This is a genomic window from Amycolatopsis sp. NPDC004747 (genome assembly GCF_053601335.1).
In genome coordinates this window covers 301589-317765 of record NZ_JBSGBQ010000005.1, presented here as the reverse complement: position 1 = coordinate 317765, position 16177 = coordinate 301589, and the positions used below count along the sequence as shown (strand labels likewise).

Genomic DNA, 16177 nt, shown 5'->3' with positions numbered 1-16177 from the left:
GCGTATCGAGGCACCCCCGCGGCCGGGCCGACAACTACCCCGCCGGCGCGGCCGCGGCGTCCCGGTCCGGCCGTCCGCTCGCGGCGCGGCCCGGCCGGCTGACCGGGCCGCGGAACCCGGCCGGGCCCGATCTTCTAGGATGCAGGGCACCGGGACGGGGATTCGCCTGCTCGACGGCGTCGCCCGAGCCCTTCACACCGAAACTCCGGGGAGCCCAGCAGTGCCCACAGAGCCGATCACCCGCCGGGTGGCGTTCATCTTCCCGATCTACAACGAGGAAGAGAACATCGACCTGCTGCACCGGACCGTGGACGAGGTGACCGCCCCCCTCGCCGGGAAGTACGACTTCAGCTTCCTCTACGTCGACGACGGCAGCCGGGACGGCTCGCTGGCCAAGCTCACCGAGCTCAGCGCCCGCGACGAGCGCGTCACCGTGGTCGAGCTGTCCCGCAACTTCGGGCACCAGATGGCGGTCACCGCCGGGCTGGACCTGGTCGACGCGGACGCCGTCGTGATCATGGACAGCGACATGCAGGACCCGCCGCGGGTGGCGCTCGAGCTGATCGAGAAGTGGGAAGAGGGCTTCGACGTCGTCTACGCGCAGCGCCGCTCGCGCCAGGACTCGGCGTTCAAGAAGCTCACCGCCGGCGGCTTCTACTGGTTCCTGCGGAAGATGGCCGCGGTCGACATCCCGAAGAACACCGGCGACTTCCGGCTGATCGACCGCAAGGTGGTCGACGAGCTGCGCAAGTACCGCGAGCGCGACCGCTTCCTGCGCGGGCTGGTCAGCTACATCGGCTTCAAGCAGACGGCCGTGCTGTTCGACCGCGACAAGCGGCACGCCGGCGTCACGGGCTACCCGCTGCGCAAGATGCTGCGCTTCGCCGCCGACGGCATCCTGGGCTTCTCGGTGACGCCGCTGCGGATGATCACCCGCATGGGCTACCTGATCTCGTTCCTGAGCTTCCTCGGGATCCTCTATGTCGGCGGCGTCAAGCTGTTCGCCCCGGCCACGGCGGTGCCCGGCTGGGCGTTCCTCGGGATCGCGATGTTCTTCCTCGGCGGGATCCAGATCATCATGCTCGGCGTGCTCGGCAGCTACATCGGCCGCACGTACTCGCAGGTGCAGAACCGGCCGCTCTACGGCGTCGCGTCGGTCCGCACCGGCCCCGGGACGCCTGCGGAAGCCCGTGAAAGCGCCGAAGCGGGAAGAAGCGCCCGGTGAAGCTGATCTCGGCGACCCAGCTGCGCTTCGGGATCGTGGGCGTGGCGAACACCCTCGTCGACGCCCTAGGCTACGCGCTGCTGGTGACGCTGGGCGTCCCACTGTTCGTGGCGAACTTCATCTCGACGACCACCGGCATGCTGCTCAGCTTCACGCTGAACCGGAACTTCACGTTCCGCGCCAAGGACGGCGACGTCCGCCGCCAGGCGCTGCTGTTCTTCGCCGTCACCGCGTTCGGGCTGTGGGTCGTGCAGGCGGCGATCATCTTCGCCGTCACCGCGGCGTTCCCCGGGGTGAACGTGCTGATCCCGAAGTTCGCCGGGATCGCGGTCGGCCTGGTCTGGAACTACGTGCTCTACAACAAGGTCGTCTTCCGGCACCGGCCCGCCGTGGTCGAGCCGCCGGTCGCCGAGGCCACGCATGACTAGCACCGCCGTGCCGTCCCGGGTCGCCGAGCAGGTCGAGCCGGAACGCACGGAGGAGGCCCGCGCCGGTCGCTGGGCCTGGGTGAACGGCGACTACGCCCGCGTGTTCGCCGTGGTGCTGGCCTGGAACGTGGTGCTGATCGCGCTCGCGTACCTGTTCGCGCCGTCCAGCCCGGTCGACGAGGGCATCCCGAAGACCGGCATCGGCTCGACCATGAGCCTGCTGGCGCACACCTACCGCTGGGACGCCGGCAACTACGGCGAGATCGCCGTGCACGCCTACACCGGCAGCTACGCCCCGACACGGGCGTTCTACCCGGTGTTCCCGCTCCTGGTGTGGCTGGTGCAGACGGCCAGCTTCGGCACGCTCGGCCTGCTCGCCGCCGGGTTCCTCGTCAACCTGGTGGCCACCTGGCTGGCCGCGGTCGCGCTGCTGAAGATCGGCCGTCACTTCTTCGACGGCGAGCGGGCCCCGTGGCTGGTCGTCGCGGCGTTCCTCACCGCGCCCGCCGCGTTCTTCCTGCACTCCTTCTACAGCGAAGCGGTGTTCTGCGCGCTGGGCTTCTGGGCGTACCTGTTCGCCCTGCGCCGCCAATGGCTCTGGATGGGCCTGACGCTCATCCCGCTGACGGCCTCCCGCATCACCGCGGCGGTGTTCGTCGGCCTGTGCTTCCTGGAGTTCTGGCGGTCGAAGGACTGGAAGCCGCGCGGCCTGCTGTCGTGGCACCTGCTGTGGTTCCCGGCGGCGTTCGCCGGCCTCGGCGCCGTGATGGTCGCCATGAAGATCCAGACCGGGGACTTCTTCGGCAGCTTCAACGCGCTCAAGGGCGTGCGGGAGTGGTCGTACCACAAGTTCAACCCGGACATCTTCGAGACGCTCTGGTTCGAAGCCAAGCTCAGCGGCCACGCGCTGCTCGGGGACACCCCGATGGACGCGTGGACGCTGATGAGCCACGTGCTGCCGATGATCGGCCTGGCGCTGCTGTTCGCGTCCTCGGTGTACGTCCTGGTGGCGCTGCGCGCGAAGGGCGTCCCGCTGGCGCTGTTCGGGTTCGCGTCGATCGTGATGCTGACGATGAACAGCAACGTGGTGTCGGTGCACCGCTACCTGCTGCCGTGCCTGGTGATGTACGTGGCGCTGGTCCTGTTCGGGGAGCGCCGCCCGAAGCTGCGCGGCGCGGTGCACCTCGTGCTCTACACGAACGCGCTGGTCTGCGGAATGATCTACCTCCGCTTCATCACCGGCTTCTGGTCCGGCTGAGGCCCGGGGAGCGGCATCGCCGGCCCCCGGGCGCTCGACGTCAGCCTGACTGGGCCGCCAGGCGCTCTTCGCGGTCCGCGGTGGCCAGCGCGTCCAAAACGCCGTCCAGCTCGCCGTCCAGGACCTGGTCGAGGTTGTACGCCTTGTAGTTCACCCGGTGGTCCGAGATGCGGTTCTCGGGGAAGTTGTACGTCCGGATGCGCTCCGACCGGTCGACCGTGCGGACCTGGGACTTGCGGGCGTCCGACGCCTTCGCCGCCGCCTCCTCCTCCGCGATCGCCTGCAACCGGGCCTGCAGCACCTGCAGGGCGCGGGCCCGGTTCTGGATCTGGGACTTCTCGTTCTGGCAGGACACCACGATGCCCGTCGGCAGGTGGGTGATCCGGACCGCCGAGTCGGTCGTGTTGACGCTCTGGCCGCCCGGGCCCGAGGAGCGGAACACGTCGATGCGCAGGTCGTTCGGGTCGATCTCGACCTCGACCTCCTCCGGCTCCGGGTAGATCAGCACGCCGGACGCCGACGTGTGGATCCGGCCCTGCGACTCGGTCGCCGGCACGCGCTGGACGCGGTGGACGCCGCCCTCGAACTTCAGCCGGGACCACACGCCGTCGACGTCGGCCGTCTTGCTCTTGATCGACAGCGTGACGTCCTTGAAGCCACCCAGGTCGGAGTCGACCGAGTCGAGGACCTCCGCCTTCCAGCCGTGGCGCTCGGCGTAGCGCAGGTACATGCGCAGGAGGTCGCCGGCGAACAGGGCCGACTCCTCGCCGCCTTCGCCGGACTTGATCTCCATCACGACGTCAGAGCCGTCGTACGGGTCGCGCGGGAGCAGCAGCTCGGTGAGCTTCGACTCCAGTTCGGGGATCTTCGCAGCCAGCTCTTCGGCCTCCGCCGCGAACCCGGCGTCTTCGGACGCCAGCTCGCGGGCGGCCGCGAGGTCGTCCCGCGCCGTGTCGAGCTCGTGGACCGCGCGGACGACCGGCGTCAGCTCGGCGTACCGGCGGCCGAGCTTGCGGGCGCGCGCCTGGTCGGCGTGCACCGCGGGGTCCGCCAGCTGCTGCTCCAGCTCCGCGTGTTCGGCGAGCAGCCCCTTGAGCGAGCTCGAATCCACCTCTGCCACCTCTCAGCCCGGGAAGAACCACAAAAAACGACGCCCACCCGCGCGTGCGGGTGGGCGTCGTCGGAAAAGCTACTTGGCGTCGGCGTCCTTCTTCTGCCGCTTGCCGTAGCGAGCCTCGAAGCGCGCGACCCGGCCACCGGTGTCCATGATCTTCTGCTTGCCCGTGTAGAACGGGTGGCAGTTCGAGCAGATCTCGACGTGGATGTTGCCGCTGGTCTTGGTGCTGCGCGTGGTGAAGCTGTTGCCGCAGTCGCAGTTCACGTTCGTGACCACGTACTCAGGGTGAATACCGCTCTTCATGGTGTCCTCTCTCGTTGGCTCCGGGTCCCCAGTCGTTCCACGGGGTGAACCGGCGCCGGACTTCAGCGGGTAATTCTGCCAGACGGGCAGACGCTCACTGGAACGCACCCCGCTGACCAGCTATTCCCACCGCGAAGGGGGCCTCCCCGGCGTACCGGGAAGGCCCCCTTCGAGACGGGACTCAGTCGTCTTCGCCGCCGCCGAGGGCGGTCTTCGAGACCTGCATCAGGAACTCGACGTTGGTCTTCGTCTTCCGCAGGCGCGAGATCAGCAGGTCGATGGCCTGCTGCGAGTCGAGCGCGTGCAGCACCCGGCTCAGCTTCACGGTGACCGCGAGTTCGTCCGGCGAGAGCAGCAGCTCGTCCTTGCGGGTGCCGGACGGGTTGACGTCGACCGCCGGGAACACGCGGCGCTCGGCGATCTTCCGGTCGAGCTTGAGCTCGGCGTTGCCCGTGCCCTTGAACTCCTCGAAGATGACCGTGTCCATCGTCGAGCCGGTCTCGACCATCGCCGTGGCGAAGATGGTCAGCGAGCCGCCGTTCTCGATGTTGCGCGCCGCACCCAGGAACCGCTTCGGCGGGTACAGCGCGGTCGAGTCGACACCACCGGACAGGATCCGGCCGGACGCCGGGGCCGCCAGGTTGTACGCGCGGCCGAGGCGGGTGATCGAGTCGAGCAGCACGACGACGTCGTGGCCCATCTCGACCAGGCGCTTGGCCCGCTCGATCGACAGCTCCGCGACCGAGGTGTGGTCGGACGGCGGCCGGTCGAAGGTCGAGGCGATGACCTCGCCCTTCACCGAGCGCTGCATGTCGGTGACCTCTTCCGGACGCTCGTCGACCAGGACGACCATCAGGTGGCACTCGGGGTTGTTCGTGGAGATCGCGTTCGCGATGTCCTGCATGATCGTGGTCTTGCCGGCCTTCGGCGGCGACACGATCAGGGCGCGCTGCCCCTTGCCGACCGGCATGATCAGGTCGATCACGCGGGTGGTGAGCTTGTGCGACTCGGTCTCCAGGCGCAGGCGCTCGTTCGGGTACAGCGGGGTCAGCTTGGTGAAGTCCGGACGCCGCTTGGCCTCGTCCGGCTCCAGGCCGTTGATCGAGTCGACGCGCACCAGCGGGTTGAACTTCTGCCGCTGCTGCTCGCCGTCACGCGGCTGGCGCACGACACCGGTGATGGCGTCACCGCGGCGCAGGCCGTACTTGCGGACCAGCGACAGCGAGACGTACACGTCGTTCGGGCCGGCGAGGTAGCCGGAGGTGCGGACGAACGCGTAGTTGTCCAGCACGTCCAGGATGCCCGCGACGGGCAGCAGGACGTCGTCCTCGCGGATCTCGGTGTCCGGCGAACCGCCTTCGCCCCGGCCGCCACCGCTGCCCCGGCGACGGCGGTCGCGGAAGCGACGGCCGCGACGGCCGCCTTCCTCGTCGTCGTCCGGCTGCTGGTTGCGGTTGTCACCGCGGTTGCCGTCGCCGCGGTTGCCGTCCTGCTGCTGGTTGCGCTGGCGGTCGCCGCGGTTGCCGTCCTGGCGGTTGTCACCCCGGTTGTCGCCGCGGTTGCCACCGCCCTGGCGCTGCTGGTCGCGGTTGCGGTCGCCCTGCTGGCGGTCGCCCTGCTGACCCTGCTGGCGGTCGCCGCCCTGCTGGCCGTCCGGGGCGCCGGCGGCGCGGTTGGCGCCGCGGCGACGCCGGCTGCGGCCGCCTTCCTCGGGCTGGCCGTCCTGGCCCTGGCCGCCGTCCTGCCGGTCCTGCTGCGGGCGCTCGGCCTGCGGCCGGTCGTCCGACGGCGCGGAGGCGGGCGCCTCGGCCTTGGGCTCCGGCTTGGTCTCCGCCGGGGCAGCGGGCGCTTCGGCCTTCGCCTCGGCCTTGGGGGCCTTCGGCGGCTCGCCGACACCCTCCAGTGGCAGCGTCTCGGCCGCCGCACGCGGCTTGCGGGACTTGCCCTGGCGCTCGCGGATCGCGGCGATCAGGTCGCCCTTGCGCATGCCCGTCGTCTCGCCGACGCCGAGCTCCCCAGCCAGCGAACGCAGCTCCGCGACGGTCTTACCGGTCAGCCCGCCGACCGTCCGCTTGGGAGCGGGGGCGGTGCCGTTCGTCTCGGCCGTGCCGCTCACGTCGCTCAAAAGATCGGTGTTGCTCACACATGTCCTTCCTGACCGATCCACGCCTCCAGGTGGATCAGCGGACTGCCGCTCGCTTCTGATCGCGAACCGGCGTAGTTGCCCCCCGATACGCGAGATGAGCTCTTCGGCCGTGCGAAACACAGCTGGAGCGCCTCCACCACAGGGGTTTGCGTCCTCCAAACGGAGGACGCGGAATTCGGCACCGCCGAGACCGGAAACCCGCCTGCGTCCCTCCGCGTTACCCCGCGTGCCAGGCGGTGCGGATTCGGCGGATCGACGAAGGATGCGATCCGGGGATTCCCCGGGACCGGCATCGGGTGCGGAAACGCACGGTGATCGAACGCCCCCGAGGGTAGACCGCAGCGGTGCCGGGTGCAACAACCACCCCCCGCGTGGCGGCTACCCCGTCGGCCACGTGACCCAGCCTTTACTGAGCCGCAACCTGCACGCCCGTGAGATCCACGGGCAGCTCCAGGACGTCGAAACCGTCAACGCCGGCGTCCGGCGGGAGTATTCCCGCGGTCGTCAGCGCGAGCACCGTGGGACCGGCGCCGGAGATCGCGGCGGCCACTCCCCGTGCACGGAGCGTCGCCACCAGCTCCGCGCTCGCCGGGTACGCGGGCGCGCGGTAGTGCTGGTGCAGCCGGTCCTCGGTGGCCGTGAGCAGCAGCTCCGGCTTCGCCGTCAGCGCGTGGACGGCGAGCGCGGCGCGCCCGGCGTTGTGCGCGGCGTCGGCGTGCGGCACGGTCGAGGGCAGCAGGCCGCGCGTGGTCGCGGTGGCCGAGCGCACCGACGGCACGGCCACGACCGGCCGGATCGACGGGTGCGGCGTGAACCGCTCGGCGTGGAAGCGGTCGCCTTCGCACCAGGCCAGCACCAGCCCGCCCAGCAGGCTCGCGGCGGCGTTGTCGGCGTGGCCTTCGAAGCCGGCGGCCAGCTGCAGCGCGTCGAACGCGTCGATCTCCCGGCCGGCCAGCGCGTACCCGGCGGCCACGCCGGACACCACCGCGGCCGCGGACGAGCCGAGGCCGCGGGCGTGCGGGATCGCGTTGAAGCAGCGCAGGTGCAGGCCGGGCGGCTCGAAGCCGAGGTGCGCGCAGGTCTTGCGGATCGCGCGCACCAGCAGGTGCGTCTCGTCGGTCGGGACGTCCTCGACGCCACCGGCGCCGGCGTCGATGACCTCGACCTTGAGCCCGGTGTCGGTGACCCGCACCTCGACGACGTCGTACAGGCTCAGCGCCATGCCGAAGGCGTCGAAGCCCGGCCCCAGGTTCGCCGTCGACGCCGGGACGGTGACCTTGAAGGCCTTCACCGCAGGTCCAGCGCCGCCGCGACGGCCGAGGGGTCCACGGCGAGGGGTTCGACCTCGACGTTGCCCGCCAGGGCCGTCTGCGGGTCCTTCAGGCCGTGCCCGGTGACCGTGCAGACGACCCGCGACCCGCGCGGGAGCCGTCCGTCGGCCGCCGTGGCCAGCAGGCCCGCCACGCTGGTGGCCGACGCCGGCTCGACGAACACGCCTTCGCGGCCCGCGAGCAGCCGGTACGCCTCGAGGATCTTCTCGTCGGTGACGGCTTCGAAGAGCCCCTCCGACTCGTCCTTCGCCTTCACCGCGGCCGTCCACGACGCCGGGCTGCCGATCCGGATCGCGGTCGCGACCGTCTCCGGGTCCGCCACCGGCTCGCCGTGCACCAGCGGCGCCGCGCCGGCCGCCTGGAAGCCGAACATCCGCGGGGTGTTCTTCACCACACCGTCGGCCGCGTACTCCGCGTACCCCGCCCAGTAGGCGGTGATGTTGCCGGCGTTGCCGACCGGCAGGCAGTGGATGTCCGGCGCCGCGCCGAGCACGTCGCAGATCTCGAAGGCCGCGGTCTTCTGGCCCGCGATGCGCACCGGGTTCACCGAGTTGACCAGCGTGACCGGGTAGTCGGCCGCGGTCTTGCGGGCCAGCTCGAGGCAGTCGTCGAAGTTGCCGTCGACCTGCAGGATCCGCGCGCCGTGCAGCACGGCCTGGGCGAGCTTGCCCATCGCGATCTTGCCCTGCGGCACCAGCACCGCGCAGGTGAGCCCGGCGCGGGCGGCGTAGGCGGCGGCCGAGGCGGAGGTGTTGCCGGTCGACGCGCAGATCACCGCCTTGAGGCCGCTGGCCAGCGCGTGCGTGATGGCCACGGTCATCCCGCGGTCCTTGAACGAGCCGGTCGGGTTGGCCCCCTCGACCTTGAGGTAGACCTCGCAGCCGGTCAGCTCGGACAGGTGGTGGGCGGGCAGCAGCGGCGTGTTGCCCTCCCCGAGCGTGACGACCCGCGCGCCCTCCGGGACCGGGATGCGGTCCCGATAAGCCTCGATGATCCCCGGCCAGGCCTGGCTGCTCATGCGATCGCCTCGCTCCGCGAGACAGTGTCTGATTCTTTTCGGCGCATGATGTCCATGGTTCGCTCGCAAGCGTCGCTCACTGGTCTTCGCCTTCCACCCGCATCACGCTGACAACTTCGTGCACGACGTCGAGCCGCGCGATCTCGTCCACAGTGGACTGCAGGGCGGCGTCCGGCGCCTGGTGCGTCACCACGACCAGGCTCGCGCGGTCGCCGACGTCGCTCTGCCGCACCGCCGCGATGCTGACGCCGTGGTCGGCGAACGCCTGCGCCACCTGCGCGAGCACACCGGCGCGGTCGGCGACGGAAAGGCTGACGTGGTACCGGGTCGGCGTCTGGCCCATCGGCCGCACCGGCAGGGCCGCGTGCGCGGATTCGCGCGGGCCGCGGCCGCCGGCCACCCGGTTGCGGGCCACCGCGACGAGGTCGCCGAGCACCGCGCTCGCGGTCGGCGCCCCGCCGGCGCCCTGGCCGTAGAACATCAGCTCGCCCGCGGCGTCGGCCTCGACGTAGACGGCGTTGAACGCGCCGCCGACGCCGGCCAGCTGGTGGCGGCGCGGGATCATCACCGGGTGCACGCGGGCGGAAACCGACTCGACGCCGTCGTCGTCGGTGACTCGCTCACAGATGGCCAGCAGCTTCACCGTGCGGCCCAGCATCCGGGCCGCCGCCAGGTCCGCGGCGGTCACGTCGGCGATGCCCTCGCGGTGCACGTCCGACGCCGTCACGCGGGTGTGGAAGGCGAGGGAGGCGAGGATCGCGGCCTTCGACGCGGCGTCGTAGCCGTCGACGTCGGCGGTCGGGTCGGCCTCGGCGTACCCGAGCCGGCTGGCTTCGTCGAGCGTCTCGGCGTAGCCGGCGCCGGTGGAGTCCATCGCCGACAGGATGTAGTTCGTGGTGCCGTTGACGATGCCCATCACGCGGGTGATCCGGTCGCCGGCCAGTGATTCCCGCAGCGGGCGCAGCAGCGGGATGGCCCCGGCCACCGCGGCCTCGAAGTACAGGTCGGCGCCCGCGGCGTCGGCCGCCTCGAACAGGTCCGCGGAGTGCTCGGCCAGCAGCGCCTTGTTCGCCGTGACGACCGACTTCCCGGCCTTCAGCGCGGCGAGCAGCCAGCCGCGCACCGGCTCGATCCCGCCGACCAGCTCGACGACGACGTCGACGTCTTCGCTGGTCACGAGCTTCTCGGCGTCGGCGGTCAGCAGCTCCGGCGGCAGCTCGGGGTGCTTGTCCGGGCGGCGGACGGCGATGCCGGCCAGCTCGACCGGCGCGCCCGCCCGCGCGGCCAGCTCCTCCGCCTGCTCGGTGAGCAGCCGGGCGACCTCGCCGCCGACGGTCCCGCAGCCGAGCAGGGCGACCCTGATCGCACCTCGTTCTGGGGCAGACACGGTGTTTCAGACCTCCAGGCGCAGCATGTCGTCGGTCGTCTCCCGCCGCAGCAGCAGCCGGGAGCTGCCGTTGCGCACGGCGACCACGGCCGGGCGGGGCATCCGGTTGTACGTGCTCGCCATCGAATAGCAGTACGCGCCGGTCGCCGCGACCGCCAGCAGGTCGCCGGGAGCCAGCGTGTCGGGCAGCCAGCAGTCTCGTACGACGATGTCGCCGGACTCACAGTGTTTTCCCACGACCCGGGACAACACGGCCGGTACCGGCTGATCGTTGTCGCCCGCGGAACGGGAAACCAGCCGGACGTCGTACACGGCGTCGTAGAGCGCGGTGCGGATGTTGTCGCTCATCCCGCCGTCGACGCTGACGTACCGCCGCGCCGACTCGTCGCCGAGCGAAACGTCCTTGATGGTGCCGACCTCGTAGAGCGTGATCGTGCCGGGACCGGCGATCGCGCGGCCCGGCTCGCCGGCGATCCGCGGCACCGGCAGGCCCGCGTACGCGCACTCCTTGCGGACGATCTCGCGGATCTGCGTGATCATCTGCGCGGGCGGCGGCGGGTTGTCCTTTTCCGTGTAGGCGATGCCGAAGCCGCCGCCGAGGTCGACCAGGCTCAGCTGGTCGAGCAGCTCGGTGCCGTGCTCCTTGGCCAGGTCGGCGAGCAGGCCGACCACGCGGCGGGCGGCGACCTCGAAGCCGTCGGCGTCGAAGATCTGCGAGCCGATGTGGCTGTGCAGGCCGACGAGCTTGAGCGACCGCGCGTTGAGCACCCGGCGGACCGCCTCGGCGGCGTCGCCGCTGGCCAGCGAGAACCCGAACTTCTGGTCCTCGTGGGCGGTCGCGATGAACTCGTGCGTGTGCGCCTCGACGCCGACGGTGACCCGGATCAGCACCGGCTGCACGACCTCGTGGCGCGCCGCGATGTCGGCCAGCCGGGCGATCTCGAAGTAGGAGTCGAGCACGACCGTGCCGACCCCGGCGACGACCGCGGCCTCCAGCTCGGCGGGCGACTTGTTGTTGCCGTGGAAGGTGATCCGCTCGGCCGGGAAGTCCGCGCGCTGGGCCACGGCCAGCTCGCCGCCGCTACAGACGTCCAGGCTCAGCCCCTGCTCGGCCACCCAGCGGGCGACCTCGATGGAGAGGAACGCCTTGGACGCGTAGTGCACGAGCGACGGGTCGTCGAACGCCTCGGCGTAGTCCGCGCAGCGCGACTTGAAGTCGGCTTCGTCGACCACGAACAACGGCGTGCCGTGCTGCTCGGCGAGCTCTCGGACGTCGACGCCGGCGATCCGGACGACGCCGTCGGCCGCGCGGAAGGTGTTGCGCGGCCACACTTTCGCGGGCAGCTTGTCGAGCTCCTCGACCCCCGACGGCTGCAGCCCGGAGGTGTCGGCGTGGGGGTAGACGTCGGCGTGCCTTGGGCCCGCGGGGTGCGCCATCTGTTACATCCGTTCCGGAGCGGAGACACCGAGGAGGGCGAGGCCGTTCGCCAGCACCTGGCGGGCGGCTTCGCACAGCGCGAGCCGGGCGAACGTCAGAGGGGTCGCCTCTTCGTCGCCCATGGGCAGCACGCGGCCGACGGTGTAGAACTTGTGGTAGGCGCCCGCGAGTTCTTCGAGGTAGCGCGCGATCCGGTGCGGCTCCCGCATTTCGGCGGCGCGGCGCACGGTTTCCGGGAACTCGCCGATGGTGCGGATCAGGTCGCCCTCGGCGGGCAGCGTGAGCAGTCCGAAATCGACGTCCGAAGTGGACTTGAGGCCGAGATCGGCCGCGTTGCGCTGCAGGGACGCCAGCCGCGCGTGGGCGTACTGGACGTAGTAGACCGGGTTGTCGTTGGAGTGCTTGCGCAGCAGGTCAAGGTCGACGTCCAAAGTGGAGTCCACCGAGTACCGGATCAGCTCGTAGCGGGCCGGGTCGACGCCGACGGCCTCGACGAGGTCCTCCATGGTGATCACGGTGCCCGCGCGCTTGGACATCCGCACCGGCTTGCCCTCGCTGACCAGGTTGACCATCTGGCCGATCAGCACCTCGACGGTCGCCGGGTCGTCGCCGAACGCCGCGGCCGCGGCCTTGAGGCGGGCGATGTAGCCGTGGTGGTCCGCGCCGAGCATGTAGATGCACAGGTCGAAGCCGCGGTTGCGCTTGTCCTTGAAGTAGGCCAGGTCGCCGGCGATGTAGGCCGGGTTGCCGTCCTGCTTGATGACGACGCGGTCCTTGTCGTCGCCGTACTCCGACGACTTCAGCCACCAGGCGCCTTCGTCGAAGTACAGGTTCCCGGAGTCCTTCAGCTGCTGGACGGCGGCGTCGACCGCGCCGGACTCGTGCAGCGAGTTCTCGTGGAAGTAGACGTCGAAGTCGGTGCCGAACTCGTGCAGGCTCTGCTTGATCTCGGAGAACATCAGCTCGATGCCGATCCGGCGGAACGTCTCGTGCCGCTCGGCCTCGGGCAGCGACAGCGCGCTCGGCTCCGCCTTGATGACCTCGGCGGCGATGTCGTTGATGTAGCCACCCGCGTAGCCGTCCTCCGGCGCGGGCTCGCCCTTCGCGGCGGCGATCAGCGACCGGACGAACCGGTCGATCTGCGCGCCGGCGTCGTTGAAGTAGTACTCGCGGGTGACGTCGCCGCCCTGCGCGGCCAGCACGCGGCCCAGCGCGTCGCCGACCGCCGCCCAGCGGGTGCCGCCGAGGTGGATCGGGCCGGTCGGGTTCGCCGAGACGAACTCGAGGTTGATCTTCGTGCCGGTCAGCGCGTCGCCGCGGCCGTAGGAGGCGCCGGCGTCGAGGACCTGGCGCACGATGTCGCCCTGCGCGGCGGCGGCGAGCCGGAAGTTGAGGAAGCCGGGGCCTGCCACCTCGGCCGAGGCGACGCCGTCGTCCGCCGAGACCGCCTCGGCGAGCGCTTCGGCGAAGTCACGCGGCTTGAGGCCGGCCTTCTTGGCCACCTGCAGGGCCAGGTTCGTCGCGTAGTCGCCGTGTTCGGGGTTGCGCGGGCGTTCGATGGTCACCTGCTCCGGCAGCACGGCGTCGTCGATGCCGCGTGCGGCGAGCACCTGCACGGCGGAGCTGCGGACCAGGTCGGCGAGAGCGGCGGGAGTCACTTGCCGAATTCTAGGTGTGCCCAGGTCGGGCGCTTGCATCGGTCTCGGTCACGTCACGACGGGTGGGTCAAGTGGGCTTTTCGGGGGCTCCAGGTGGCGGAGCCCCCGGCCCGAGGCGGAGCCTCGGTCGGGCACTGCGAGGTGTTAACCGTGACCAGACGGGTGGCCCCTAGACTGGCCCCGGCGGGAATCCGTCCGCAGCCACCAGAGGGAGAACGCGGAAGCCATGGCGAACGGGACAACTCGGAAAAAGGGGTCGGCGGTGAAGGCGGCCCGCGGTTCCGTGGTGAGCAAGAAGGGCACGCCGTGGGGGACGATCATCGCCGTCGTCGCCATCGTGGCGCTGGCCGCTTCGGTGATCATCTACTACATGGTGCAGTCCGCGCCGAAGCGCGCGCAGGCCGACCGCGAGGCCGCGGCCGCGTCGTTCGCGCCGTCCGCGCAGGACCCGGACCCCTCGAAGCGCATCCCCGGCGTGGTGACCGCGACCTACACGGGCAGCGTCCACGTGCTCCCGACCGAGCGCGTCGCCTACGACAAGACCCCGCCGTTCGGCGGCCCGCACGACCAGACGTGGGCCACCTGCACCGGCACCGTCTACCCGACCGCCGTCCGCACCGAGAACATGGTGCACGCGCTCGAGCACGGCGCCGTCTGGATCGCCTACAACCCGCAGCAGGTCTCGGGTGACGCGCTCAACCTGCTGAGCGTCCGCGCCAAGGGCAAGCCGTACACGATGCTGTCGCCGTACCCGGGCCTGGACAAGCCGATCTCGCTGCAGTCGTGGGGCCACCAGCTGAAGCTGGACGACGCCAACGACCCGCGGATCGACGAGTTCATCGCGGCGCTGCGCAGCAACCCGAACGGCGTGTACCCCGAGGTCGGCGCGTCCTGCGACGCGGTGCCGGGCCAGTTCGACCCGGACAACCCGCCGCCGTTCGACCCGGCGAAGCCCGGCCCCGACGCGAAGCCGATGGACTACAAGGGCAGCACCGCCGCCCAGGGCGAGAACGGCATGCCGGCGCCCTCCGCCCCGGCGTCCTCGGCCCCGGCCTCCGCCCCCGCCTCCCCCACGCCGACCAAGTGATGTCCGAAGCCGACCTCGATCCCGAAGAAGTCACCGAGCAGCCGACCTGGTCGCGCTGGGTGATCATCGGCGGGACACTGCTCGCGGTCCTGCTGATCGGCGCGACGGCGGGGATGTTCCTCACCCGCGCCGTCGACGACGAGCCGGCCGCCGCTCCGGCGGCAGGCTCGGTCGAGGTCGGCTTCGCCCAGGACATGTCGACGCACCACCTCCAGGCGGTGACGATGGCGGGCATCGCCCGCGACCGCACGACCGACCCGGAGATCAAGCAGCTGTCGTTCGACATCGAGCGCACGCAGCTCGAGCAGGTCGGCCGCATGAAGGGCTGGCTCATGCTGTGGGACCGGCCCGAGCAGCCGATCGGCGCGCCGATGCAGTGGATGACGGAACCGATGCCGGGCCACGGTGACATGCCGGGGATGTCGATGGCCCCGTCTTCGGTCAACCCCGCCGGCGGCCCGCTGATGCCGGGCATGGCGACGGACGAGGACCTCAAGAAGCTGCGTTCGCTGTCGGGCCGCGAATTCGACGTGTTCTTCCTGCAGCTGATGCTCCGCCACCACCAGGGCGGGACGTCGATGGCCCAGTACGCGGCGGCGCATTCGACGCTGCCGGCGTTGAAGGCGCTGGTGAACAGCATCCTGACGTCCCAGGGCGCGGAGATGGACCAGATCAAGCTGATGCTTTCGGGCCGGGGCGCCCAGCCGCTGCCCGCTTAGGGCCTCACCAGGACAGCTCCTGGCAGCGGCGGGCGCACTGCGGCGCCTCCACCTGCAGCGTCGCGTGTTCGATCGCGTACCGCGAAGAGAGCAGGTTCTGCGCCTCCGTCAGCACGTCCGACTGCTTCGCCGGCGGTGCCAGCGTCAGGTGCGCCGAAGCCACCTCCATGCCCGAGGTCAACGTCCAGACGTGCAGGTCGTGCACGTCCGCCACGCCCGGCAGCGCCGAGAGCTCCGCGTTGATCGCGCCGACGTCGACGCCCTGGGGCGCGTGCTGGAACAGGATGCGCAGCGCCCGGCGCGCCAGCGTCCACGTGCGGGGCAGCACCCACAGCCCGATCGCGACACCGATGATCGGGTCGGCGTAGCGCCAGCCCGTCAGCAGCGTCACCGCGCCGCTGACCAGGACGCCGACCGAGCCGATCAGGTCGGCCAGTACCTCGAGGTACGCGCCGCGGACGTTGAGGCTCTCCTTCGCGCCCGCGCGCAGCACCGCGAACGACACCAGGTTGGCCACCAGGCCGGCCGCCGCGGCCAGCAGCACCGGCAGGCCCGGCACCGTCGGCGGGTCGCCGATGCGGCCGATGGCCTCGATCAGGACGTACCCCGCGACGCCGAACAGCAGCACCGCGTTGGCCAGCGCGGCCAGCACCTCCGCGCGGTAGAGCCCGAACGTGCGGCCGACGGTCGGGCCGCTGCGCCGCGCCAGGATGATCGCGGTCAGGGCCATGCCGACACCGAGGACGTCGGTGAACATGTGCGCCGCGTCCGACATCAGGGCCAGTGAGCCGGTCGCCAGGCTGACGACGAACTCGAGCACCATGAAGCCGGCGCCGACGCCCAGGGCGATGGCCAGACCCCGCACATGGCGCCCCGACGCGCTCGCCGGCGCGATCGCGTGCCCGTGGCCGTGTCCCTGACCCATTCCGCCTCCGTTCCCGGTTCACCGTCGGGTCAAACATATAGTCGGATGCGCATATGTACAACAGAGGGCAGCCCAAGATCACTCACCGGCAAGCTACCGCGCGCGGCAGAGCCACCCAATCCACCAGGCGGGGTTTC

The 16177-nt window shown here is 71.0% G+C and carries 14 protein-coding genes; 5 read left to right on the top strand and 9 right to left on the bottom strand.

Annotated features, from left to right (window positions below; all coding sequences use genetic code 11):
- Positions 1 to 220 precede the first annotated feature (220 nt).
- From ACWEGE_RS10410 to ACWEGE_RS10400, 3 genes are read left to right on the top strand one after another with little or no spacing between them, the layout of a single operon-like run.
- Positions 221 to 1225 carry a glycosyltransferase family 2 protein gene (locus tag ACWEGE_RS10410; protein WP_449660155.1) on the top strand — a complete coding sequence of 335 codons (1005 nt, stop codon included), beginning with the start codon at positions 221 to 223 and terminating at the stop codon, positions 1223 to 1225.
- Positions 1222 to 1653: a GtrA family protein gene (locus ACWEGE_RS10405; protein ID WP_449660154.1), complete on the top strand. Its 432-nt coding sequence runs from the start codon at positions 1222 to 1224 to the stop codon at positions 1651 to 1653. The genes ACWEGE_RS10410 and ACWEGE_RS10405 overlap by 4 nt, the downstream gene beginning before the upstream one ends.
- Positions 1646 to 2911, top strand: coding sequence for a mannosyltransferase family protein (locus tag ACWEGE_RS10400; RefSeq protein WP_449660153.1), 1266 nt, complete (start codon positions 1646 to 1648; stop codon positions 2909 to 2911). Before ACWEGE_RS10405 ends, ACWEGE_RS10400 begins: the two co-directional genes overlap by 8 nt.
- A gap of 40 nt (positions 2912 to 2951) precedes the next feature.
- On the opposite strand, the gene prfA is transcribed toward ACWEGE_RS10400, so the two are convergent.
- The 8 genes from prfA to argS all read right to left on the bottom strand — a co-directional run bounded on the left by prfA (position 2952) and on the right by argS (position 13309).
- Positions 2952 to 4022, bottom strand: coding sequence for a peptide chain release factor 1 (prfA, locus tag ACWEGE_RS10395; RefSeq protein WP_449660152.1), 1071 nt, complete (start codon positions 4020 to 4022; stop codon positions 2952 to 2954).
- A gap of 78 nt (positions 4023 to 4100) precedes the next feature.
- Positions 4101 to 4331, bottom strand: a complete 231-nt coding sequence (rpmE, locus tag ACWEGE_RS10390) for a 50S ribosomal protein L31 (RefSeq protein WP_086840656.1) — start codon at positions 4329 to 4331, stop codon at positions 4101 to 4103.
- A gap of 181 nt (positions 4332 to 4512) precedes the next feature.
- A complete protein-coding gene (rho, locus tag ACWEGE_RS10385) occupies positions 4513 to 6474 on the bottom strand; it encodes a transcription termination factor Rho (RefSeq protein WP_449660151.1) in 1962 nt (653 codons plus the stop codon).
- A gap of 409 nt (positions 6475 to 6883) precedes the next feature.
- Positions 6884 to 7768: a homoserine kinase gene (thrB, locus tag ACWEGE_RS10380; RefSeq protein ID WP_449660150.1), complete on the bottom strand. Its 885-nt coding sequence runs from the start codon at positions 7766 to 7768 to the stop codon at positions 6884 to 6886.
- Positions 7765 to 8826, bottom strand: a complete 1062-nt coding sequence (gene thrC / locus ACWEGE_RS10375; RefSeq protein WP_449660149.1) for a threonine synthase — start codon at positions 8824 to 8826, stop codon at positions 7765 to 7767. The genes thrB and thrC overlap by 4 nt, the downstream gene beginning before the upstream one ends.
- 76 nt (positions 8827 to 8902) lie before the next feature.
- On the bottom strand, positions 8903 to 10213 hold the full coding sequence (locus ACWEGE_RS10370) for a homoserine dehydrogenase (RefSeq protein WP_449660148.1): 1311 nt from the start codon (positions 10211 to 10213) through the stop codon (positions 8903 to 8905).
- Between the two features lie 6 nt (positions 10214 to 10219).
- Entirely contained in the window at positions 10220 to 11650 is a 1431-nt protein-coding gene (gene lysA / locus ACWEGE_RS10365) for a diaminopimelate decarboxylase (protein ID WP_449660147.1), read from the bottom strand.
- A gap of 3 nt (positions 11651 to 11653) precedes the next feature.
- Positions 11654 to 13309 (bottom strand): arginine--tRNA ligase, encoded by a 1656-nt coding sequence (argS, locus tag ACWEGE_RS10360; protein WP_449660146.1) that lies wholly within the window; start codon positions 13307 to 13309, stop codon positions 11654 to 11656.
- 262 nt (positions 13310 to 13571) lie between these two features.
- On the opposite strand from argS, the gene ACWEGE_RS10355 reads away from it, so the two are divergent.
- Both ACWEGE_RS10355 and ACWEGE_RS10350 read left to right on the top strand, forming a co-directional pair.
- The gene (locus tag ACWEGE_RS10355; RefSeq protein ID WP_449660145.1) at positions 13572 to 14396 is read left to right on the top strand and encodes a DUF3105 domain-containing protein; all 825 of its coding nucleotides are present in this window, start codon (positions 13572 to 13574) and stop codon (positions 14394 to 14396) included.
- Complete coding sequence (locus ACWEGE_RS10350) at positions 14396 to 15115, top strand: DUF305 domain-containing protein (protein ID WP_449660144.1); 720 nt, start codon at positions 14396 to 14398, stop codon at positions 15113 to 15115. Before ACWEGE_RS10355 ends, ACWEGE_RS10350 begins: the two co-directional genes overlap by 1 nt.
- Before the next feature lie 4 nt (positions 15116 to 15119).
- Here the strand turns inward: ACWEGE_RS10350 and ACWEGE_RS10345 are convergent, their stop codons facing one another.
- Entirely contained in the window at positions 15120 to 16040 is a 921-nt protein-coding gene (locus tag ACWEGE_RS10345) for a cation diffusion facilitator family transporter (RefSeq protein ID WP_449660143.1), read from the bottom strand.
- Positions 16041 to 16177: the final 137 nt, after the last annotated feature.